The sequence below is a fragment of the Rhodococcus sp. B50 genome (genome assembly GCF_013602415.1).
Classification (GTDB): domain Bacteria; phylum Actinomycetota; class Actinomycetes; order Mycobacteriales; family Mycobacteriaceae; genus Rhodococcus.
In genome coordinates, this window is sequence record NZ_WPAG02000002.1 from 1,252,013 (window position 1) to 1,274,841 (window position 22,829).

20 protein-coding genes, 1 pseudogene and 1 riboswitch are annotated in these 22,829 nt (G+C 65.5%); of the genes and pseudogenes, 12 read left to right on the plus strand and 9 right to left on the minus strand.

The features are described from left to right. Window position 1: 1 nt before the first annotated feature. The 5 genes from phnD to GON09_RS06145 are packed head-to-tail and all read left to right on the plus strand — an operon-like array spanning window position 2 to window position 4,004. Window positions 2–916: a phosphate/phosphite/phosphonate ABC transporter substrate-binding protein gene (phnD, locus tag GON09_RS06125; RefSeq protein WP_213931039.1), complete on the plus strand. Its 915-nt coding sequence runs from the start codon at window positions 2–4 to the stop codon at window positions 914–916. Next, window positions 913–1,731: a phosphonate ABC transporter ATP-binding protein gene (locus GON09_RS06130; RefSeq protein WP_213931040.1), complete on the plus strand. Its 819-nt coding sequence runs from the start codon at window positions 913–915 to the stop codon at window positions 1,729–1,731. The genes phnD and GON09_RS06130 overlap by 4 nt, the downstream gene beginning before the upstream one ends. Before the next feature lie 25 nt (window positions 1,732–1,756). After that, on the plus strand, window positions 1,757–2,569 hold the full coding sequence (gene phnE / locus GON09_RS06135) for a phosphonate ABC transporter, permease protein PhnE (RefSeq protein ID WP_307854328.1): 813 nt from the start codon (window positions 1,757–1,759) through the stop codon (window positions 2,567–2,569). Next, complete coding sequence (locus GON09_RS06140; RefSeq protein ID WP_244865406.1) at window positions 2,566–3,351, plus strand: tyrosine-protein phosphatase; 786 nt, start codon at window positions 2,566–2,568, stop codon at window positions 3,349–3,351. The genes phnE and GON09_RS06140 overlap by 4 nt, the downstream gene beginning before the upstream one ends. Beyond that, a complete protein-coding gene (locus GON09_RS06145) occupies window positions 3,348–4,004 on the plus strand; it encodes a TetR/AcrR family transcriptional regulator (RefSeq protein WP_213931042.1) in 657 nt (218 codons plus the stop codon). Before GON09_RS06140 ends, GON09_RS06145 begins: the two co-directional genes overlap by 4 nt. Before the next feature lie 95 nt (window positions 4,005–4,099). Here the strand turns inward: GON09_RS06145 and GON09_RS06150 are convergent, their stop codons facing one another. Next, the gene (locus GON09_RS06150) at window positions 4,100–4,807 is read right to left on the minus strand and encodes a siderophore-interacting protein (RefSeq protein WP_213931043.1); all 708 of its coding nucleotides are present in this window, start codon (window positions 4,805–4,807) and stop codon (window positions 4,100–4,102) included. A 244-nt stretch (window positions 4,808–5,051) separates the two neighbouring features. Further along, window positions 5,052–5,170, plus strand: a riboswitch (cobalamin riboswitch). A gap of 114 nt (window positions 5,171–5,284) precedes the next feature. Here GON09_RS06150 and GON09_RS06155 point away from each other — a divergent pair. The 4 genes from GON09_RS06155 to GON09_RS06170 are packed head-to-tail and all read left to right on the plus strand — an operon-like array spanning window position 5,285 to window position 8,919. Beyond that, entirely contained in the window at window positions 5,285–6,304 is a 1,020-nt protein-coding gene (locus tag GON09_RS06155; RefSeq protein ID WP_213931044.1) for an ABC transporter substrate-binding protein, read from the plus strand. Beyond that, the gene (locus GON09_RS06160; protein WP_213931045.1) at window positions 6,301–7,416 is read left to right on the plus strand and encodes a FecCD family ABC transporter permease; all 1,116 of its coding nucleotides are present in this window, start codon (window positions 6,301–6,303) and stop codon (window positions 7,414–7,416) included. Before GON09_RS06155 ends, GON09_RS06160 begins: the two co-directional genes overlap by 4 nt. Then, a complete protein-coding gene (locus tag GON09_RS06165) occupies window positions 7,413–8,192 on the plus strand; it encodes an ABC transporter ATP-binding protein (protein WP_213931046.1) in 780 nt (259 codons plus the stop codon). The genes GON09_RS06160 and GON09_RS06165 overlap by 4 nt, the downstream gene beginning before the upstream one ends. Further along, window positions 8,185–8,919 (plus strand): (2Fe-2S)-binding protein, encoded by a 735-nt coding sequence (locus GON09_RS06170; protein WP_213931047.1) that lies wholly within the window; start codon window positions 8,185–8,187, stop codon window positions 8,917–8,919. The genes GON09_RS06165 and GON09_RS06170 overlap by 8 nt, the downstream gene beginning before the upstream one ends. Window positions 8,920–9,000: 81 nt before the next feature. Here the strand turns inward: GON09_RS06170 and GON09_RS06175 are convergent, their stop codons facing one another. The 8 genes and pseudogenes from GON09_RS06175 to GON09_RS06210 form a co-directional block, all read right to left on the minus strand. Then, window positions 9,001–9,819 (minus strand): sugar phosphate isomerase/epimerase family protein, encoded by an 819-nt coding sequence (locus GON09_RS06175; RefSeq protein ID WP_213931048.1) that lies wholly within the window; start codon window positions 9,817–9,819, stop codon window positions 9,001–9,003. Next, window positions 9,816–11,543 carry an FAD-dependent oxidoreductase gene (locus tag GON09_RS06180; protein ID WP_213931049.1) on the minus strand — a complete coding sequence of 576 codons (1,728 nt, stop codon included), beginning with the start codon at window positions 11,541–11,543 and terminating at the stop codon, window positions 9,816–9,818. Before GON09_RS06180 ends, GON09_RS06175 begins: the two co-directional genes overlap by 4 nt. Further along, window positions 11,540–12,636, minus strand: a pseudogene (locus GON09_RS06185) (Gfo/Idh/MocA family protein). The gene GON09_RS06180 and the pseudogene GON09_RS06185 overlap by 4 nt, the downstream one beginning before the upstream one ends. Next, window positions 12,636–13,481, minus strand: a complete 846-nt coding sequence (locus tag GON09_RS06190; protein WP_213931050.1) for an aldo/keto reductase — start codon at window positions 13,479–13,481, stop codon at window positions 12,636–12,638. Before GON09_RS06190 ends, GON09_RS06185 begins: the two are co-directional and overlap by 1 nt. Continuing rightward, the gene (locus tag GON09_RS06195) at window positions 13,478–15,427 is read right to left on the minus strand and encodes an oxidoreductase (RefSeq protein WP_213931051.1); all 1,950 of its coding nucleotides are present in this window, start codon (window positions 15,425–15,427) and stop codon (window positions 13,478–13,480) included. Before GON09_RS06195 ends, GON09_RS06190 begins: the two co-directional genes overlap by 4 nt. Further along, complete coding sequence (locus GON09_RS06200) at window positions 15,424–16,356, minus strand: shikimate dehydrogenase (protein ID WP_213934315.1); 933 nt, start codon at window positions 16,354–16,356, stop codon at window positions 15,424–15,426. Before GON09_RS06200 ends, GON09_RS06195 begins: the two co-directional genes overlap by 4 nt. 60 nt (window positions 16,357–16,416) lie before the next feature. Further along, window positions 16,417–17,781 (minus strand): MFS transporter, encoded by a 1,365-nt coding sequence (locus GON09_RS06205; protein ID WP_213931052.1) that lies wholly within the window; start codon window positions 17,779–17,781, stop codon window positions 16,417–16,419. 139 nt (window positions 17,782–17,920) lie between these two features. Next, window positions 17,921–18,820: a LysR family transcriptional regulator gene (locus tag GON09_RS06210; RefSeq protein ID WP_213931053.1), complete on the minus strand. Its 900-nt coding sequence runs from the start codon at window positions 18,818–18,820 to the stop codon at window positions 17,921–17,923. Between the two features lie 132 nt (window positions 18,821–18,952). Here GON09_RS06210 and GON09_RS06215 point away from each other — a divergent pair, with 132 nt between their 5' ends. The 3 genes from GON09_RS06215 to GON09_RS06225 all read left to right on the plus strand — a co-directional run bounded on the left by GON09_RS06215 (window position 18,953) and on the right by GON09_RS06225 (window position 22,676). Further along, window positions 18,953–19,645, plus strand: coding sequence for an SDR family NAD(P)-dependent oxidoreductase (locus tag GON09_RS06215; protein WP_213931054.1), 693 nt, complete (start codon window positions 18,953–18,955; stop codon window positions 19,643–19,645). Between the two features lie 777 nt (window positions 19,646–20,422). Continuing rightward, window positions 20,423–21,757 carry an MFS transporter gene (locus tag GON09_RS06220; RefSeq protein WP_213931055.1) on the plus strand — a complete coding sequence of 445 codons (1,335 nt, stop codon included), beginning with the start codon at window positions 20,423–20,425 and terminating at the stop codon, window positions 21,755–21,757. A gap of 232 nt (window positions 21,758–21,989) precedes the next feature. After that, window positions 21,990–22,676: a GntR family transcriptional regulator gene (locus GON09_RS06225; protein ID WP_213931056.1), complete on the plus strand. Its 687-nt coding sequence runs from the start codon at window positions 21,990–21,992 to the stop codon at window positions 22,674–22,676. The last annotated feature ends 153 nt before the right edge of the window (window positions 22,677–22,829 follow it).

A 22,829-nucleotide genomic window follows, 5' to 3' on the forward strand; every position in this document is an offset into this window, starting at 1 on the left:
CATGTCTCGCAACACCCCACCCTTGTTCGCGGTACTGGGCGCCGGCGCCCTCGTCGTCGCGCTGACCGGCTGCTCGTCGGACAACGCAGGCGCCGAGGACTCCGCCCCCGCAAGCGGCCCCATCACCATCGCCACCACTCCGATCGGTGACGATCCGACCGCGGCGAACCCTGTCGAAGTACTCGCCGACAAGCTCGAAGCCGAGACCGGCCGCACCATCGAGATTCGCGACGTGCCGGACTATCTCAGCGTGGTCGAAGCGATCCGGTCCGACCATGTCGACTTCGGCATCATGAGCGGTTTCCCCTCGGCACTCGCCGTGAACACCGGAGAAGTGGATGCGCTCCTCGCTTGGAAAGGCAGCGACGAGCCGGTGTCGACGTGTGTTGTGCTCGACGACTCGCCGATTCGTAACCTCACCGATCTGCGTGACAAAACCGTCGCCTTTGCCGACCAGGCATCGAGCTCCGGCTATTTCATGCCCGTCTACATGCTCCACGAGGCGGGGCTCGAGCGGGATGACGACTACGAGGCGATCTTCGCCGGCGGGCATGAGGGCAGCTTCGCCGCTCTCGAGCAAGGTCAGGTCGACGCCGCCTGCACCGCGGTCATGCTCACCGAGCTCGGTGAGCCGATGTTCCCGTTCGCCGACGGTGAGTGGCGCGGGGTCGGTCAGAGCCCGTCGATGCCGATCCAAGGAACAGTGCTGGCCCGCCAGTCACTCGACGACGAGACACGCGCACAACTGCAGCGCGCACTGCCCAAGGTGTTCTCCGAGGACAACGCCGAGGCACTCGGCGCGTACTCCGGCTTCATCGGCCTCGAGGCGATCGTCGATCCGAGCGCCTCGGAATTCCAGTCCTTCATCGATATCGCTGCGGTCGCCGGCGTCGAACTGTCGGACCTCGAGGGATGACCGCCGTGAGCATCCCGGCGCCGAGTGCGGTGCCGGCCATCGAAAACCCCACCTCACCCGTCGTCACCGTGCGGAAGTTGCGGGTGGACTACGGTGACCACACCGTGCTCGCAGGTGTCGACCTCGACCTGTACGCCGGCGAGACGGTGGCATTGCTCGGTGCATCCGGGTCGGGTAAGTCGACACTGATGAAGAGCCTGACCGGGTTCGCCCCCATCACCGGTGGCAGCGTGCACGTCGCCGGACGCGATGTGACCGCCCTCCGCACCCGCGAACAACGTCAGTTGCGCGCCCAGGTCGGTCAGGTATTCCAGCAGTTCAACCTGATTCCGCGTCTGAGCGTGCTCACCAATGTCCTCACCGGGGGGCTGCACACCGCCGGACCGATCAACTCCATCGGCGGATTCTCCAGCGATCAGCGCCAACTCGCCATGCACTACCTCGACCGGGTGGGCATCGCTCACAAGGCGAAAGATCAGGCCCGATCGCTCAGCGGTGGTCAGCAGCAACGCGTCGCGATAGCACGCGCGCTCATGCAACAGCCGCATATCGTCCTTGCGGACGAACCTGTCGCCTCACTCGACCCCAAGCTCGCCCACTCGGTGCTCGAACTTCTGCGTGACATCGCAACCGAGTACAAGATCCCGGTGCTGGTCAGTCTGCACGTGCTCCCACTTGCGTTACGGCACAGCGACCGCATCGTAGGTCTTCGGCAGGGTCGGATGCCGATCTCCGCATCCACGTCCGAACTCGACTCCGAGCGACTTCTCGCACTCTACGAACACGAGGACCCTCGTCATGACGATCTCACGTGAATCCTCGAAGACGGAGGTGAATTCCGTGGTCGGTCCAACCATGCTCGATCCCGCCGAACGTGCCCTCCTCGAGAGGGCGTTCTCCGTTCCACGAGGCAGGTTCGTCGCCGGTATTCCTCTCGCGCTGCTCGTGCTCGCGTGGTCATCGGCCGGAGCCGACTTCGACTTCGCGAAGCTCTCCGACGGCGCAGTCAACATGGGCGAGTTCCTCTCTCGCCTGTTCCCACCGGACTTCTCGAAGTTCGGCACCATCGTCGAACTGCTCATCGAGACCCTGCAGATGGCCATTGTGGGAACGGTGCTCGGTGGGGTGCTGTCGCTGTTGGTCGCCTTCGCGGCATCGTCGAACATCGCTCCCAGATGGCTGTACTACACAGCACGCTGGACGATGAACATCATCCGCTCGGTTCCTGATCTGGTATTTGCTCTGATGTTCGTCTCCGCAGTCGGCCTCGGACCGTTCGCCGGCATCCTTGCGATGACACTCGGCTCGATCGGCTCGATCGGCAAGATCTATGCCGAGGCGATGGAGGCGGTCGACCGCGGTCCGGTCGTCGCCATGGAAGCAGTGGGCGCGTCACAGCGTCAAGTCGTCACCTACGGCATCCTGCCGCAGGCGGCACCCAATCTCGTGTCCTACACCCTGCTGTTGTTCGAGGGCAACGTGCGTGGGGCAACGATTCTCGGACTCGTCGGCGCCGGTGGTATCGGACTCGAACTCACCACCGCGATGAAGATGTACGACTACGGACATCTCAGCGCCATCATCATCTGCATCGTCACGCTCGTGACGGCCATCGACCAGGGCAGTGCCCTCATCCGAAGGAAGATCACATGACAACCGCCCCCGCCATCACCATGGGACGTGACATCACCCTCAGCGCGCCGGTGAACCTGCGGCACCTCAGCGGAATCCCGATCATCGGCGGCGTCCTGCACCCGGGCCTCGCGATCCGGGCCGACGACCTGTCCACCTGCACCGAGGAATACGCCGCCACCCTCGTAGCAGACGGACTCACAGACGTGATCGACCTTCGCTCCAGCACCGAGGTCGCGCATACCGGACGTGGGCCGCTCGCAGAGCATTCCATCGCCTACCACCACTTACCCTTGCTGACGAATATCAACCGGAGCGGCGGCACCGCCGGACCGGTCCCCACCTCTCGTGCCGAGTTCGGCGACATGTACGCCAGCATGATGGAAAAGGCTGCGGCACATATTGTCACGGCACTGAACATTATCGCCTTCGCACCTGGCACTACTGCCTTCCACTGCGCAGCGGGGGCCGATCGGACCGGTGTTCTCGCCGCCTCGCTGCTGCTCGCGCTCGGTGCCGACGACGACGCGATCATCGCGGACTACTGCGTCACGGGCACCAACATCGACGCCGTCCACACACGCATGAACCCCGTCATGGGAACCCTCATGGCACAAATGGGATTCGACCTCGACGAGGAAGCCTTTCGGCAGGACGACACCCCATGGGACCGTCCGATGCGCCACACCCTCGCGCTGCTGCGTGAACGTCACGGCGATGCGCTCGCACCGTTGCGAGCCGCCGGACTCACCGACGTCACCGTGGCACGGTTGCGCAGGCGCGCTCTGGGTGGACAGCCATGACCGCTCCTGCATGCGCCAGACCTATCACGCGAGGACCGGGGCGACCCCGAAACGATCACATCGACCGTCGGATCCTCGACGCGACCCTGGCACTGATCGACGAGAACGAGACCCCGACCGTCGCCCGAATCGTCGCGCGTAGTGGTGTCAGTCGTGCTGCTCTGTACCGGCGGTGGCCGTCCATCACCACTTTGATCGCCACCGCCGTCGACACCGGACGCGAACAACCGGAGGCGATTACGGCCGACGGTGATCTCCGCGAAGTCCTCCTCGAGGTTTTTCTCAGCTCCGCGGACGGCCGGGTCGAATACCCGGAAGCGCGGTTCCGCCGGCGCATCCGGATGGCGATGGAGGACAGGCAACTTCAACGTGTGTATTGGGATTCGCACGTGTCGCGGCGGCGAGTTCCAGTGGAGAATCTTCTGCGCACCGGAATCGAGCGTGGTCTGTTGCGCACCGACCTCGACATCGAAGCGTGCTTCGACCTGCTCGCCGGCGTGTTCTACTACCAACTCGTCGTTCGCGGTGTCCCGTTCGAAGAAGACGGAGCCCGTGCGCGCTGTCGAAGCGCTCTGGAAGTCGCGTGGCGCGGAATGTCGACGTGCCCGACAGATCCTGGATCCGATCGGCTCACCGACCATTCCTCCCAGTAGAACCCGATCCCCCGCGTCGGTCGTCGGGACATGTTCGTTGCGCGGAGTGCGACGGGATGACGGTGTGCCGGCCGTGCGCTACCGTCGCCGGCCGATTACTTCCAGTACGCCTGATACTTCACGGCCGCCTTCGGCAGCCCGTGAGTGTGCCTGAGAGTCTTGACGATCGAGCGGGTGGTGTGGCCGTCACAGGCCACCCAGGCGAAGGTATCGCCCGGGCAGGTCATCTCCTGCGCTGCCTCGCACAGCAGTCTGCCGTCGTTCACCCGCTGCAGCCAGGTGACCTGATGGTGGGGCTTGTTGCGCACCGGCAGCTGCCGGTCTGATTCGTACTGCCACTCCAGCCATACCCGTGCAGGGGTGTCGCCGATGGCATCGAGCAGGGTGTTGATGGCGGGCAGTGAGGCGGTGTCGCCGAACACCACATACTCACCGGGAGTGGTCTCGGGTAGGGCGAAGTTGGAGCCGAGCACCGTTGCGTCGAGCGGGTCGCCGACTGCCGCGCGTTCGGCCCATCGGCAGGCGGGGCCGCCGTGCAGGGCGAATTCGATGGAGAATCGGTCGCCGGCGGGATCCTGATCGATCAGCGTGTAGCCACGGTGGTGCAGCTTGTCGCTGTGTTCGTCGGGGATCCAGAGCCTGATCCACTGGGTCGGGTGCACCGGGTGATCGGCGAGCAGTCCGCCGCCGGCGAAGCCGAGACGGATGTACTTGTCGGTCACGTATTCGCTGGAGGTGACGGTGAGGTGGTAGTCACGGCCGCCCCAGGCCTTGACCATGACTCCGTTGAAACCTTTGCCCATGCGAGTGAGGCTAGCCTAACAACACGTGTTTCGTGTCACCCACAGTAAATCTCGATCCCAGAACAACGATGCCCGGCGACTCGCAGCCTCACCGATGCCGCCGAGGAGGGACACGGCCGGACGCTGCCGGGACGGGGCGACGACCACCCTGTGCATCGCCCCTCACAGGTCGGTTTCCAGTGTCATCCATCTGCAACGGGACCCATGGAGTGGCCCTCCCGAACCGGCAATGTGCATAATGACGCGAACGTTGCTGACACCCAGTGCAGGGGAAGTCCGGTCGAAACCCGGCGCTGACCCGCAACGGTAGACCGCCGAGCCCGGCGGTGAGCCCGAATACCTGCCTGGGGGTCCGCGACTCCGATATATCGCCGTGGTCTGCGAGACGGAGTCCAGCAGGGCAGTTGGTGCACCCTTCGGTGCCTGCTGCCGTGGTGGGTCCCGGCTTCGGACCACCCGAGCAGAGCACGAGGTCCCATGCTCGTCCACGCCAAGTCGGCCCGCCGCTGCATCGTCGCGCTCGCCTCGATCACCTCCGCAGCCCTGCTGCTGACCGGATGCTCCCGCGGTACCACCACCGCAGGAGCCGAGGCCGAAGCCGCCGAATCGTTCACCGAACCGGTGACCATCACCAACTGCGACCGCACCGCCACCTTCGACGCTCCCCCGCAGCGCATCGTCTCGATGAACGACCACGTCACCGAGACCCTCATCCAGATGGGTGTGGGCGACCGCATCGTCGGCATGGGCTACGGCGAACAACCCGATCCCCTACCCGAGACCGCAGAGCAGTTCCGCACCATCCCGTCGCTCGCACAGGAGTATCCGACCTCCGAGCAGGTCCTCGATCTCGAACCTGATCTGGTCGTCGGGGGCATGCGCAGCGCATTCGACGACAAGAACGGTCTCGGACGTGACGGTCTCGAAGCCGCCGGTATCGCCACCTTCCTGTTCTCCGAGTACTGCGGCCAGGGCTTCCCTGACATCGATCTGCTCGAGAACGACTTCGCGCAGCTCGGCGCGATCCTCGGTGTCGAGGAGTCGGCCGCGCAGCTGACCGAACGAATCGTCGCCGGCCTCGACACGATCAGTGCACGCCTCGACGACGCTGGGGTGCAACCGATCCGAACGTTCTTCTACGATTCCGGCGAAGCCGAACCCCTGTCCGTCGGCGGGGTCGGCATCGGCAACCTCATCAGCGAATACGCCGGCGTCGAGAACATCACCGCCGAAGGCCCCAAACCCTACTTCGCGACCAGCTGGGAAGTCGTCGGCGAACGCCGACCCGAGGCGATCGTTGTCCTCGACTACGGGTCCACCAGCGCCGCGGACAAGATCGCGTTCTTGAAGAACCATCCCGTCATGGCGACCACCCCGGCCGTGCGCGACGATCGTTTCGTCGTCGTCCCACTCGATGACTTCTTCGAAAGCTCCCGCATGGTCACCTCCGCCGACACCATCGCCCGAGCACTTCATCCGGAAGCGTTCGCCGAATGAGCACGGTCACCGAGACCGCACCGCTCGCGTCACCGCCCACAGGTAGCGATGCGAGAAGAAGCGATCGTCGCCGAACTCTGGGAGCGGTGCTGACACTGCTCACGGCAGCTCTTGCTCTCGCGATTGCCATGGCCGTGTCGCTCGGCACGATCACCATCCCGCTCGGTGACGTATGGGCCATCGTGGCCTACCGGATCTCTCCCGTTCCCCTCGAGGCCGTGTGGGGTGATCCGTGGTGGAGCGCGACCCGCGAAGCAATCGTGTTCGAATCCCGACTTCCTCGCGCCTTGACTGCCGCAGTCGTAGGCGCAGCGCTTGCCGTCGCCGGCGCCGTCGCGCAAGCCGTGACCCGCAATCCCCTCGCCGACCCGTACCTTCTCGGGGTGTCCTCGGGCGCCGGTTTCGGAGTCGCCACCGTGACGGTCCTCGGGTTCGGTGCCGGCGCCCTCGGGATCTTCACCTTGCCGTTCGCCGCTTTCCTGGGAGCTCTGCTCCCTCTCGCCGCGACGATCGTGGTGAGCCTGCGCGCCCATTCGGTGACCGCGATCATCCTGGTCGGGGTCGCATTGTCGATGGTGTTCTCCTCCATGGTCACCTTCGTACTGTTGGTACTCGGTGACGTGCATCAACTCGGCACCGTGATGCAATGGCTCGCCGGTGGTTTCGGCGACGCCAACTGGGCGTCGCTCATCGCACCGACCCTGGTGCTCCTCGTCGTCGGAACCGCTGTCGTGCTGTGCAGCCGACAACTCAACCTGCTGCTCACCGGCGACGACGGAGCCACCGCCCTCGGTATGAACGTCCCGCGGTTCCGGGTCCTGATCCTGCTTGCCGTCTCACTCCTGGCCGCCGCAGCCGTCGCGGTATCGGGCACGATCGGATTCGTGGGCCTACTCGTTCCCCATCTGGCCGCCTATCTCGTCGGCCGCAATGCCGCACGTCTCGTCCCGGCCGCGGCCCTTCTCGGCGCGGTCGCTCTCGTACTCGCCGACATCCTCGCCCGGTCGCTGAGCAACACCACCGAACTGCCGATCGGAGTCATCACCGGACTCGTCGGAGGACCGATCTTCATTGCCATGTTGTGGCGCCGCTACAGTCAGGACCGCCGATGACCCGGCTACGTGCTTCCGGAGTGCAGGCCCGGCTCGGGGAACGCACAGTCCTTCACGGCGCCGATCTCGACGTCAATCCCGGCGAGGTGCTCGCCCTGGTGGGCCCGAACGGCAGCGGCAAGACCACCCTGCTGCGAACCTGCTATCGCGCCCTGGCAGTGACCGGGGGTGCGATCCTGCTCGACGACACGAATATTCACACCCTGCGACGCCGCCGAGTGGCACGCACCATCGGGGTGAGCACCCAGGAACCGGCCGCCTTCGGTGGCGTGACCGTCCGGGAATCCGTTCGACTGGGCCGCTCGGCGCGACGTGGATGGCTCGAACCCTTCCGCACCGAGGACGACGACGCGGTAGACCGCGCACTCACCCAGGTCTCCCTCACCTCGCATGCCGACCGTGACGTCACCGAATTGTCCGGCGGCGAACGTCAACGTGTCTCGATCGCCCGTGCACTCGCTCAGGAGCCGCAGGTACTGCTTCTCGACGAACCGACCAATCACCTCGACCTGCGTCACCAACTCGGTGTGCTCGAGCTCCTCCGCGCACTCGCCGTCGACGACCTTGCTGTGCTCGTCACTCTGCACGACCTACGACTGGCGGCCGAGTACTGTGACCGAATCGCGGTACTCGACGCAGGGCGGGTAGTCGATGCCGGTACACCCGAGCGCGTCCTCACGCCCGAACTGCTCGACACCGTTTTCGGCGTGCGCGGACGCATACGAACCGTCGAAGGCCGGCGGGTCCTCGATCTGTACGGACTCGTCGATGGCTGAGACCGATCTCGATTCGCAGCCCCTCGACCGGGCGTACCGGCGCATCAGGCCTGTTCTCGGCGACTTCGCCCACACCACCGATCTGTTCGGTGAGACGTTCTCCGGGGAACGGATGGCCGATCACGACTGGATCGCCGAACGCATCGCCGACACGGGCAGCCGATGGCGGTGCGGCGACCCGCGCATCAACGGCACGTTGTGGTGGTATTCGGTGAGTTCGACGATGATCGCCGCGCCTGTCGCCATGTTGTGCACCGAGGGCTTCGCCCCCGATCCGCAACTGCAACAGCTCGAGTGCACCCTGCACGACAACGGCTACCTCGGTGCCGTCCGGTCCCGGCGGATCCTGCACGACGCCGCTGCCTATGCCGAGGCTCTGATCATCTCGTACGGATCGGTGATCGATGCTCTCGCTGCGGTTTCCGGTGCGGCACCTCGCGCCCTGTGGGCGGTCGCCACCGATTCCGTCGCCAACCGTGCCCTCACCGCGGGCCGCACTCTGGGCAGAGTCGACGAAGCGTGCACACTTGCTGCCGCACTCGCGGCGCCGCCGATGCTCACACCGAGATTCGTCGATATCGAAGCCGAGTCCCGCTCGGTGCGTTTCGTCCGACGCGGGTCGTGTTGCCTGATCTACCTCACGGACAATGACAAATGCGCGAGCTGCCCGCGCCGGACACCGGCCGATCGCCATGTACGACTTCTCCGGCACATTGCCGACGGATGAATCTCCGGCTCCAGCGCGACGACCAGTCCGAATCGTCAGGGAGGGTCACCGGGCTACGCCGACAACGCCGTAGCCCGGTCCTCACACAGCCTGCATCGATGTGATCAGCTTTCTGGTAGCGCTGACGATCCTGTCGAGCCACGCATCGTCACCCATCGCCTGCCGCAGCGGCTCGTTGGGTAGCTCGATGCTCACCGGTAGGTCCACCGGTAGCGTGGCCCAGATTCCTCGCAGGTCGATTCCGCCTGTTCCCGGGACGAGCCGTTCCTCACGGGCTTGCCTGATCAATTCGGCGTCGTCGTTCGGAACGGGATGGGAGCCGTCACACATTTGCGCATAGTGCAACCATTCGCGCGGGATCGCGGCGAGATCGTCGAAGGTCGTGCTCGACCGTCCCACATGCAACGCGTCGACAAGCACACTGCGCGCCGGCCCATCTGCCTGCGACACGATCTCGATCGCAGCCTTCGCGTCGGGAACCGCTGTCCACGGCATGAATTCGAGGCTTGCGACGATCCCGTACTCGGCGCACACCTGCGCCAGCTGCGCGTACGAGTCCGTCAACCGCCCGCGATCGGGATCGTCGCCGCCGACGAGCACAGCACGTGCGCCGAGCCGTGCACCTGCCTCGAGCAGGGGACGGTAGGACGAAGCATCGAATTCTTCTGCGATGCGGATGATCTCGAGATCGAACACCTCGATCGGTGAATCGGCGAGGCGGCGCACGAGCGTGTCGAGGGCTGCGGGATCTTCGTGCAGCGGGTAAGCGGTGGTGCCGGGCGCCGCGGGTAGGAGCCGCAAGCCGATGGTGTCGAAGCCATGCCGTTCGGCGAGGTCCACGTGCTGCAACGGCGGGGTGTCCAGGACGGTGAGGGCAGCGAGCCCGAGCGGTGCGGTCATCGGCTGGCTCCTACAGGTGAGGCGAGACGGAGTCCGGTGAGATAACCGAAGGTCATGGCAGGACCGAGGTTGATACCCCCGGACGGGTAGTGACCGCCCATGACGCTCGCCTGGTCCACACCCACGGCGTACAGGCCGTCGATGGGCACGTCGCCGGAGCCCAGAACTCGGGACCGGGCGTCGGTGACGAGGCCGGCGAACGTACCGAAGCTGCCGGGCACCACTTTCACGGCATAGAACGGGCCTTTTTCGAGCGGAGCCAGCGACGGATTGGGCCACGAGTTGTCGGGATCACCTGATCGGACGTTGAACGGAGTCGACCCACGGCCGAAATCGGGATCCTGCCCGAGCCGCGCGTTCTCGTTGAACGCGGCAACGGTCTTGTCGAGTCCGTCCGGGTCGACGCCGATCTTCTCGGCGAGTTCCCGAAGGGTGGCAGCGCGGGTGAGGTACCCGGACCGCAGGTACGGCCAGGTGGGGATCGGGAACGGCTTGGCCATCCCCAGCGGGTAGTACTTCATGTATCGAGCGTCGGCGATCAGCCACGAGCACACCTCCTCGCCCTCGGGGACCTGCTCGATCATCGCGACGGTGTAGTCGTGGTAGCCGAGCGCCTCGTTGACGAATCGGCGGCCGTCCGCCAACACACCGATGGCGCCCGGTTTGGCGCGGTCCATGATGTGCGGGAAGACACCTTGCTTGCCGTTGCGGTATCGGACCAGGGAAACCGGGCAGTACGCGACCGGCGACGCAAGCGTGCGATCCAGACGTCCACCGACCGATTCACCCAGCGAGATCCCGTCACCGGTCGTGGTCGGCGGCGTCAGCGTCCAGTGCTCGCGTCCGGTGGGTGTGCGCGGGAACAGTTCCCTACGTCGATCGAGGTCGTGCGTGAAGCCACCGGTGGCGAGGACGACACCCCGCTGAGCGGTGACGGTGTACTGCCCATCGGGACCTGCTAGGCGCACTCCGGTCACCCCGTCGTTGTCGGTGACGAGTGCGGTGGCTGCGGTGGATACCCGGAACTCGACACCGGCATCGAGCGCCGAGCGCAGCAGGCGACCGACGAGCGCGGTGCCGTTGACGAGTTGCTGACCACGACGCCTGGTGACGAGGTCGACCATATGTGTGCTCACGCGTCGCGCACAGTGTGCGAACGCCCTCGCCGAACGCGTCGAGTGCAGGAACGCTTGCAGGTCGGGGCCGGCCATGATTCCCATGCCGAGGAACGAGGTCTCGTACAGTTGCCGGCGCAGCAGGGCCGCAACCTCGGGGCCGAGTGTGCGCAGGCTCACCGGCTTCGGTCCGACGGACCGGTGTCCGGTGCCGGCACCGGGGGTGTCGCCATGGATGTCCGCGATGGCCGCGCCGGGAACGAACTGCAGGGCCGTGCGCGTCTCGAAGAATTCGACCATCTCGGGGGCGCCGTCGAGCAACGCGTCGACCTTGTCGGCGTCGAAATTGTCGCCGAGTCGGTGTTCGAGGTAGGTACGGGGCAGGGCGCGGTCTTCGTCGATGCCGTCGGCGTGCGCGAACAGGGTGCGCGGCGTCCACATCCATCCGCCGGACCATGCGGTGGCTCCGCCACATACGTCGGCCTTCTCGACCACGAGAACCGATGCGCCCCCGTGTGCAGCCGCGACGGCGGTGGACAATCCGCCCGCGCCGGACCCCACGACGACGACGTCGAAGATGTTCTCGGCGATGGAACTGGCGGTGGTCATCGATTCTCCTCTGCTATGGACACAAGTGCGCGGGCCGGCTCGACGGGCCGGCCGGTGCGGGCGGATTCGTAGATTGCCTCGATCACGGCCAGTGACGTGCGTGCGTCGCGGCCGGTGACGGCAGGTGGGCGGCCGGTGCGGACGGCGTCGGCGAAGTCCTGCACCTGCAGGGTGTGGAAGTCGGTGAGTCCGGCGTTGATGTCCTCGACATCGAGATTGGCGGGGGTGGCACTGTCGTAGGGTGTGCTCAGCGCGAGTTCGCCGGGCACCGTCCACAGTTCGTTGATCCCTTCGCGGCCCTCGGGGAACTCGAGCACACTCGCAACGGCACCGGTCGTACCGATGACGGTGACCCGGTTGCCGAGATTGTGGTTGACGCCGGTGGTGGCGTTGATCGTGGCGGTGCCTCCGGATGCGAAGGTCACCACGGCCGAGGCCGTGTCCTCGGTTTCGATGTGATCGCCGTGGAACCGCGTACCGATGCTGCCGGTCACCGAGACAGGTTCGCCCATGAACCACTGCAACAGGTCGATCTGGTGCACTGCCTGGGTCATGAGTACGCCGCCCCCATCGGTGTCCCACCGCCCCCGCCATGCGTCGGCCGAGTAGTAACTCGACGGCCGGTGGAGCAGCACCGACACCTCACCGAGTACGGGCATGCCGAGCCGACCATCGTCGATCGCGGTCTTGATACGCCGGGCTGCAGGCCAGAAGCGGCGCTGGAACAGCACTCCGAAGACGATGCCGGCCCGATCGGCCGCAGCGATCATGCGGTCCGCAGCGGCCACACTCACCGCGATCGGCTTCTCGCACAGCACATGCATGCCCGCCTCGGCGGCAGCGACGACGATCTGCTCGTGCACGGGATGCGGAGTGCACACCGTGCACGCGTCCAGGCCGAGCGCGAACAGCTCCTCCGCCGAGCCGGCGGCGTGGGCAATGCCGTGCCGACCCGCGAAGGTGCCGGCGCGCTCCGGATCGGCGTCAGCGCAACCCACCACCTCGACACCACGACACCACGACTCTGCTGCAGAGCCCGGACATGATTGTCGGCGATACGTCCGCATCCGACGATGCCTACCCGCAACGACATCAGAAGTGCTCCTCTCGCTCGACATCGCGTGCGGCGCTCTCGCCGCGGTCGAGGGCGTCGAGTGCCGCGATGTCGGCAGGTTCGAGCCGCACCTGGACGGCGGCAAGGTTCTCCGCTTGCCGCTGCGGGTTCGCCGAGCGCACGATCGGGACCACCTCATGCGCCCGGTGCCACGCGAGGATCACCTGAGCGGGGGTGGCGTCGAGACGGTCGGCGATCGCCGTGACCACCGAAGAGTCCAGGACCTCACCCCGCCCGAGGGGGCTCCACGACTGGATGAACACACCGAGTTCGTCGGCAGCGCGCCGCACGGGGACCCGCGCGATGGTCGGGTCCATCTGGATCTGGTTGACCGCCGGCGCCTCTCCGGTCTCGGCGACCACCCGACGCAGATGGTGTTCGAGAAAGTTGGACACCCCCGCGTAGCGGACCAGACCGGCGTCGCGGCACTCGAGAATCCCTTCGAAGGCCGCGACATACCGGTCGAGGCGAGGCATCGGCCAGTGGATGAGGAACAGGTCGAGACAGTCGAGACCCAACCTGTCGAGACTGCGTTCGACGGCACCGCGGATACTCCCGGACACATGGTCACTGCCACGAAGTTTCGTGGTGACGAACAGTTCGTCACGGGGCACACCACAGGTCGCAAGGGCTGTGCCGACATCATCCTCGTTGTCGTAGACCGTGGCGGTGTCGATCAGGCGATAGCCGGATTCGATACCGGTGAGCACCGCGCCGGTGGCGGCCGGTCCCGTCAGCGGCCAGGTGCCCAGGCCGATGGGCGGCAACGCATCACGTACGGCAGCACCGTAGGTCTGTGCAGCGATGTCGGTTCCGGGTTTCATGCGATGGCCTCCACGCGAGCCTGTGCGGCCGCGGTGATGCGAGCAGCGACGTCGGCCGCGGTGACGTTGGCGGCGTGAATGGACCCGCCGTCACCGCTGGCGTCGCCCACGCTGTGCACGCCGAGTCGCGCGCCGAGCCCGCGTAGCGCAGTCAGTAGCTCGGCGCGGGGTTCGATGCCCTGGGAGACGAGAAGTTCTCCCGGTGCGGGCACCGTGTGTTCCCGACCGTTGGTGGAGATCACCATGTGGTCCGCTTCGACACGGACGATGATCGACGACAGGTGGGCGGTGAAGTTCTCGGCCGCGGCCAGTCTGGGCAGCAGCACGATCTTGGCGCGCCGGCCGACGTCGTGGGCGATGGTTTCCTGCGGTCCGATCATCACCACCTGCGTGCCCTTGTGCAGCAGGTCGTCGGCCACAGCCGCGGCTTCGCGGTCGGCACCGAAGATAGTGATCGCATCGGGCGCCGGATCTCCCGAGGCCAGATATTCCCGCACGTCCCGTACCCGACGGGTGTCCAGACCGGGCACCTCCAGCGTGGGTCCGACGCCGCCGGTCGCAAGGACGATCGCGTCGAAATCTTCGGTCGTCAGGGTCTGAGCCTCGACCCGGACACCGGTGTGACACACCACGTCCAGCTCGGCGAGCTCGGCGAGATACCAGTCGACGATGCGGCGGTACTCGGGATACTCGTGCAGATCCGAGGCCAACGCGAAATCCCCGCCGAGCGTGCCACGTTCATCGTAGAGGGCGACATGATGGCCGGCGGAGGCAAGTTCCCGTGATACCGACAGCCCGGACGGTCCGCCGCCGATCACCGCGACCCGAACCGGGGTCGCAGCAGGTTCGGTGGGCTGCTCGAGTTCGCGGCCCACCCACGGGTTGACCGAACATGGGACAGGTCCGGCGGCCAGGCTGTCGATGCAGTAGTTGCAGGCGATGCACGGCCGATACCGGGTGCCGGCGAGCGCCCGGTTCGGGAACTCCGGGTCGGCGTGCAGGGTGCGGGCCATACTCACGAAGTCGGCCTGGCCGGAAGCGATGATGTGTTCTGCCGCCTCGGGAGTGTTGATGCGGCCGGCGACGCCGACGGGGATGTCGAAGTCACGCGTGTACGGCGCCGCGTGGGGAGCCAGCAGACCGCGGGGCCACTCCCCCGGCTGGATGATCCACTGGCCCGCTTCGTAGTTGCCCGCAGACACGTCGAGAAAGTCGAGGCGAGCGGTGTCGATCGCGTCGATGCGGTCGCGCGTCGTGCGTGCGTCGAGACCCCCGTCGACGCCCTCGAACGCGGAGAACCGCAGTCCCAGGGCCACCCCCGGAGCCATCGCACGGACGGTGTCGATGACGCGATTGACGAACAACGTGGGCTCGGCCCACGTGTCATCTCGCTTGTTGTAGGCCGGTGACAGGAACTGATGGATGAGATAACCGTGTCCGCCGTGCAATGAGATCACATCGACACCGGCCTTTTCGCACCGCGCCGCTGCCTCGCCGAAGCATTCGATGATGTGCTCGATATCGTCGTCGTCGAGTTGTTCGGGCATCTCACCACCGACCACCGCGCACGGGATCGGCGACGGCGCGACGGGCACGAATCCGCTGACGGCTCCTTGTGCGGTGCGGCCACCGTGGTTGAGTTCGACGCCGACGAGCGCGCCGTGAGCGTGCAGCGCTTCGGCCATGCGTGCGATCCCGGGGATGCGGTCGTCGTCATCGACACCCATCTGTCGGATGCGGCCCTTGCCGTCGGCACGCACATAGCTGGCCTCGGTGAATACGAGTGCCGCTCCCCCTGCGGCGCGGCGTTCGAGGTAGGCGATGTACTCGTCGGTCATGCCCCCGTCGGGGGCACAGTAGTTGCGTTCCATCGGCGCCGAAACGAAGCGGTTGCGGAGCCGGACCGGTCCGAAGTCGAGCGGCTGCGCGAAGGCGGAGGTGGTCATCGGATCTCCTCGGTCGTCAGGAGTACGGCAGGACCGGCGGCGGTTGCGGCGGCGAGATCCCGTTGCTCGATCAGTTCGTCGAGGTGGCGGCGCATTCGGCTCGCGTCCGGGGAGACGCCGGTGAGCAATGTGAACGTGTCGGCGGCCTGCGCCACGAGCATCTGGCCACCGTCGAGCACGTCGCACCCGAGTTCCATTGCAGTGGCGAGGAGTTCGGTGCGCAGGGGTCGGTAGACGATATCGGCGACCCACTGGTCGCAGCGCAGCGCGGCGGTGTCGAAGGGCGTTCCGAGGTGTCCGGTCATGCCGATCGGCGTCGCGTTCACCACCCCGCGACACGTCCGCAGCACGGTCGCGACGTCCGACGCCGTGACCGGGGTGACCGACGCGGCGGGAAACGCCGCGGCGACGCGAGCACACACATCGGTGGCGCGGGTCGGGTCGACATCAGAGATCCTCAGCTCGCGTACGCCCGCCGCGGCGAGCGCGTACGCCACGGCGGAGCCGGCGCCGCCCGCCCCCACGAGCAGCACCGAGTCCAGCGCAGCGCCCGGCAGCCCCCGCTGCAACGCTGTGAGGAACCCGCTGTGGTCGGTGTTGTGACCGATCAGCCGGCCGTCACGGACGACGACGGTGTTGACGGCACCGAGCAGTCGCGCGTTGTCGGACAATTCGTCGAGCGTCGGAACGACCAACTGTTTGCACGGGTGGGTGATGTTCAGTCCCGTGTAACCCTCGCGCACAGCGTCGCGAACGAACTCGGCGGTGTCCTCGACCGGCACGGACAACGCGTCGAGGTCGAGCAGCTCATAGCGATAACCGGTGAGGCCCAGTTCCGCGGCTTCACGTTCGTGGAGTGCGGGTGAGAGCGATGAAGCGATCCCGGCACCGACGAGACCGATGCGGTGCGCAGCAATGGTGGACACGATGTGCTCCTACGTCAGGGTGGGCCTCGGTGCTCCGCTCGAGCACCGAGGCCGGTCGAACGGTCAGGCGTCGGCGCGGATGAAATTCTCGGTCGGCTCCGCCGGGGCCGAACGGCGCGGTTCGCCGAGTTCTTCGGTGGGGGTCCGGTACGTCTCGGGTCCGGTCTGCGCCGCGATTGCGGACAGCGCCGCAAAACTCATGCACATGATCGCGACGGGCATCCAGTTGGCTGTGTCGCCTGCTGAAATCAGTTGGGCGATAGCGGGGGTGAACCCGGCGACGAGCAGACCGAGCATGAGACTCACAGCCATGCCCGTGTACCGGACCTTGGCGGGGAATTGCTCAGGGAAGTAGGCGGGATAGATGCCGTTGGGCATCGAGTAGGAGAAGCCGATGAGGATGATGCCGCTGGCGAACACCATCGGTACGCTGCCGGTTCCGATCGCGTAGAAGAATGCGAAGACCATGACACCGGAGCCGAGAGCGCCGAACACGAAGACCGGCTTGCGGCCGATGCGGTCGGCGAGGATGCCGAAGAGCGGCGTGGTCAGCACCGCGACGAAGTTGGCCGCGGCGATCGCCCACAGCATCGTGGAACGTTCCATGTCCTGGACCTCGACCGCGTAGGCAAGAGCGAAGACGTTGACGATGGTGTTGATCATCGCGAATGTGGCGCTCAGACCGATGCGGATCACAGTGCGCCAGTGGGAACGGAACATCTCCACCACGGGCAGCGCGGCGGTCTCACCACTGTCCTGCATCTCTTCGAACACTTCGGGCTCGTCGAGTTTGCGGCGCAACCACACGGCAACCACGGTCACGAAGATGCTGAGCCAGAACGGCACCCGCCAACCCCAGGAATAGAGCGCGTCGTCGGGAAGCGAGGCAACCGGAATGAACACCAGGCTCGAGATGACGATGCCGAACATGATGCCGCTCATGGTGAACGAGGTGAAGAACGCACGACGCCGTGCCGGAGCATGTTCGAGCGTCAGTGACGACGACCCCGGGGATTCGCCGCCGGCCGACAGGCCCTGCAGCAACCGGAGCAGCACCAGGATGACGGGTGCGGCCATACCGATCTGGTCGTAGGTGGGCAGGCAGCCGATGATGAATGTCGAGATACCCATCATGAGCAGGCAGGCGAGCAGGGCGTTACGCCGGCCGAATTTGTCGCCCCAGTGTCCCCACAGGACCGCGCCGAGCGGGCGGGCCACATAGGCGACGCCGAGGGTGCTGATCGACAGCAGCGTTGCGGTGGCACCGCCGCCGGGGAAGAAGATGTGGCCGAAGACCAATGCCGCGGCGGAGCCGTAGATGAAAAAGTCGTAGTACTCGAGGGTGCTGCCGAGAAAACCGGAGACGGCTGCCCTGCGGGCATTGGCGTTCCGGTGCCCGTCCGGTCGGGCAACGTGACTGTTCGTCATGGGGGTCCTTTCGTCCCAGAATCCGACGAACACGGAGGCGACCGTTGCGAGACGGCCCTCACACTCGCCGGGACGAATCGAGGTTGTCACGCCGGACTATGTGCAGTCCAACACCAATAATGTCTTTCACAAAGACCGTCTACGTCTCAATCGGAGTGGGGAGGATTTCTTCGGCCAGTTCGAGCGCTACCTCCACAGCCGGCGATACTCGCTTGGCCGACCACCCCAGACCGTGCTGCATGTAGACAGGCTCGCCCGCCAGCGGCACGAACATCGTGCCGGGCGGGGCGATCGGCGCGATTCCGGAGGTCATCAGCGCAATCCCGACACCGGTCGAGACGAGCAGCAAAATCATGTATGGATCGGTGATTTCCTGCACCACCCTCGGACGGAATCCGGCGTCGACGCACGCCTTCATCGCCACTTCCTGCAACGATGAACCGGCCGACAGCGGCGTGGTGACGAACCCTTCGTCCGCCAGTTCACGCAACTCGATCTCCTCGCGGTCCGCCAACGCATGGTCGACGGGGAGCACCACACCGAACGGCTCTCGGCGAATCAATCGAGTCGCCACCGCCGAGGACTGCACCGGCAACCCGACGAACGCAAGATCGAGTGCTCCACTTTCCAGTTGGGCCACAGCATCACGGGTCATGATGCGGCCGACGAGAGTGAGCTCGATATCGGGATAGCGTTGCCGCAAGGCGCGGGTCAGCGGCGGCAACGACAGGTGGTTGAGCACACCGGTGAACCCGATCTTGATGTGCCCGTAGACCCCGCCCGAGGAAGCGCGAGCGGCTTGCCGTGCAGTCTCGACGCTTTCGAGGATGTGATACGCGTGGGGCAGGAAGGCGTGTCCACCTGCAGTCAGCGCCACGCTTCGCGTATTGCGCTCGAAGAGCGTCACTTCCAGGTCCTTCTCGAGCTTTCGCACGGTTTGACTCAGCGGCGATTGCGCCATCTGCAGACGCTGGGCCGCACGCCCGAAGTGCAACTCTTCTGCAACCGCTACGAACGCCTGCAACCAGCGGATCTCCACGACTCGTCTCCTTCCGCGGGTTGACGTGCACACCGCAGCCGTATATCAATTTCAATCACAGTATCGCCGCAATTAAGCTTTGTTTCCACATAATGTGTGCTCGATTCTCACACAATCCATAAGGAGAAGCCGATGATCACCTACCCCGAGTGCGCGCGGGCACTTGTCACCGGCGGCGCCAGCGGCATCGGCGCCGAGTGCGCGAAACTCCTGTCCGAAACAGGAATTGATGTCACCACGGCCGACTTGTCTCCTGACGCTGACGAGTACGTCGACGTCAGCGATGCCGAATCCGTCGCACAACTTCGAGCCCGAGTCGGTCACGTCGACATTCTCATCAACAGTGCGGGGATCGTCGGTCCGTCGACACCGGTAACACTTACCGAGCTTGCAGACTGGCACCGCACGTTCCGCGTCAACGTCGACGGCACATTCCTCACATGCCGCGCCTTCGTCCCCGGCATGGTCACCTCCGGATGGGGACGCATCGTGAACCTGGCCAGCATCGCAGCCAAGGACGGCAACCCGAACCAAAGCGCCTACTCTGCATCCAAAGCAGCCGTAATCGCGCTGACGAAATCGCTGGGCAAAGAACTCGCCACGACAGGCGTCCTCGCCAACGTCGTAGCACCCGCCGCCGTCGAAAGCCCGATGAACTCCGGCACTGACCCGGCAATCCTCGCCCGATCACAGAGCCTGACCCCGATGGGACGCATGGGCCGACCCGACGAAATCGCCGAACTCGTCGCATGGCTGTCGTCGAACGCTCTGAGTTTCTCCACAGGCGCCGTGTACGACGCAAGCGGTGGGCGCGCATCGTATTGACATCTGCTCTGCCCCACATCCCGGGTCGAAGCGACCCTGCCGGTACCCGATCCCACCACGGATCGGTGGTCAGCGCATTCACCAACAGGGACAATCAGAAGAGTTCAACGAATCAGCCGGACAGGCGCTGTCGGCGCGATGCACTCTCCACAGTTCAGTGCCCGCGGGACCTCGAAGGGCTGCGACGGTCGAGAAAACCGACCGGCGTCGGCGACCGCGTCGGCTGCACTGTGCACATCGCTCTGGCCCTGCAGACGCGTGTTCGCATACCGCACCACCGGATGGATATGATGCCGCGCCCGGTCCAGCCGGAACGCCGGACAGCGGTAGTCCCGACGCTATTACAGGCGATTTGATCGACTCGCCGACAGCCCACGCAATCGAGCCGTCGAGGTCGGTGCGCTGGTGCATCACGACTCGAGCGCTTATCCATGAACACCGCAGCCGCCGGCAGCAAACACTCGAAAATCACCGTGAGTACTGGAACAGAAGCCGACCTTGCCTTCTTGTATCCAAGATGTATTCTAGTTTTCGTTGCAGAACGACACACCGAACGGCACGAGGACCGACCGTCCAACGCGTGTCACGCCTACTTGCCACACGAGCACCGCGTCTCGAACCCGACGAGACCGTGGTTCCTGAATTGTCCACACACGCAAATTTTCTCGGCGACAGAGTGACCCCGTGGACCAAGACATCGCGACATACCTGCGCCAGCATGCCCTCTGGCAAACTATGCCGCTCCAGCGGGCCGGATGAACCCGAAAGGACCGTGCCGTGCCGATACCTCCACACGCGGTGACGCAAGCCAAGCTGATCGCCGCACAGTTGTTCTCCGGAGCCGGAATCGCATCCGGCTACGCCGTCGGTGGATTGCTCGCCGAACAGATCACGGGGCAGACCGCGATGGCAGGATTCGCGCAGATGAGCGTAATCCTCGGCGCCGGGCTGATCGCCTACCCCTTGGCTGCGCTCGCGGCACGTACCGGACGACGCAGAGCCCTCACCTTGGGGTTCGGGATCGGCACGCTCGGCGCCTCGGTGGTGCTCGTGGCCGTGGCGACAGAATTGCTGCCACTGTTCATGCTGGGAATGATGCTGTGCGGCTCGGCGACTGCCGCCGGCCTGCAGGCCAGGTACGCCGCTGTCGACGTCGCCGGTCCCTCGGCCACCGGGCGGGCGATGTCTTTGGTGGTGTGGGCAACGACCATCGGGTCCGTGCTGGGGCCGAACTTCACCGGCCCCGGCGCACACCTGGGTGAAGCACTCGGAATGCACCCGCTGGCGGGCCCCTACCTGATTTCGATGACCGCTTTCGCCCTTGCAGCTCTGGTCGCATCGACTCTGGCAACCCCTCCCCGTGCAAGCACCACACAGCCGAACCGGACCACCCGTAGCGACGGAACCGATGTCGGCGCTGCAATCACCGACACGACCACCGCGGCACCCCCGCCGCTCGGCCTCACGGCGGCACTGCGTTTCGTTGCGGCGCGGCCGGTTCCGTTGTTTGCGATCGTCACGATCGTCACCGGCCAGATGATGATGACGAACGTGATGGTGATGACACCGGTGCACATGCATCACCAACAATTCGACCTCGGAGCCATCGGCGTCGTGGTGAGTATCCACATCGCCGGGATGTACGCACTCTCACCGATCTTCGGATGGATGTCCGACCGCTGGGGACCGGGAACCGTGATCGCTTCCGGAGTCGTCGTCTTCATCGCGACGATCACACTCGGCGTCGTCGACGCCCTGGCCCCGGTGTCATCGATGCCGCTGCTGACCACCGCGTTGCTGCTCCTCGGAGTGGGGTGGTCCATGTTCCTTATCGGTGGCTCGGCATTGCTGACGGCCTCGGTGCCGCCCCATGCCAAGGTCACGCTGCAGGGCGCCTCCGACTCTGCGATGAACCTGGGCGGGGCACTGATGGCAGCCATGGCCGGCACGGTGTTGGCGATGGGCGGCTTCCTGTGGATCAACCTCATGGCCACCGCAGTTCTGCTCATCACGCTGGCGTTCGCCGTCAAGGCGGTGCCGCTGATGACATGGCCCGGTAGAGCAACGCCATCCGCTACCGACGAGCATCCCCTCGAAAAAGTACAGCCGTAAGCCGCCTTCTTCATGCACTGACGACCAGGGCACATCCCATTGATCATCGGAGAGCATGAAAGCGGAACAAGGATGAACACGCACGGTCCGCGCTGCAGCTCGGACCTCCTGATCGCGACAACCGTCCAATCCGGTCCCAGCAGGCATGGCCGAGTCGGATGCTGCAGATCGCTACGCTCGACAGTCCCAGGTAAATCCATCTCGGATTCGAGTCGAGGACGAGGAGACCACGATGACCGCCGGCCCGAGCGAGAGCCCCAGCGCCTCCGAGCGTGCCTACCGGGTGATCCGCGATCGCATCCTCGACGGCACCCTCGTTCCCGGCACCATGCTCGGCGAAAACACCCTTGCAGCCGATCTGGGGGTCAGCCGAACACCCGTGCGCGTCGCACTTGCGCGCCTTCAGGACGAGGGGTGGATTGCCATCTACCCCAAGCGTGGTGCCTTGGTGCAAGGAGTGAGCGAACGGACCGTGGCCGAACTCGCCGACGCACGGTTCGTCCTCGAGACGACGGCGGTGGACCGAGCCTCCGGTGAACTGCGCCAACGCCTGGCCGAACGCCTCGAACACTCCATCGACGAGCAACGCGCCGCCTTCGCCGACAAGGACGTCCGCCGATTTATCGACCTCACCCTCCGGTTCCACCGCGGGTTCGTGGAAGCAGGAGGCAACAGCGTCCTGCTCGAGCTCTACGACCAGCTTTCCGACCGGCACCGTTTCGTGCTCTTCGCCTCGGGTGAGCACTTGCTGACGCGCTGCGCCGATATCATCGCCGAGCACGCCACCCTCGTCGACCATCTTCGGGCGGGCAACGCGGCCGAGTTCGCCGAGACACTACGCGGCCACATTGCGGAAAACGCCCCGGCTGCGGCGGTCGGCCGAGACATGGTCGAGTTCACCCCTGCCCTCGAGAAGTAAGAACACCGCCTGGACATGAGAACCCGTTCGACCAGCGCGGACAGCCTGTCCCGGCTTCGCCCAGCGGCACTGTCGTCATGTCTTCGTCACGGCGTGAGTCGGACTTCCGATAACCGGTGTATTTTGACTGATCAACGCTTATCTTGAACACTG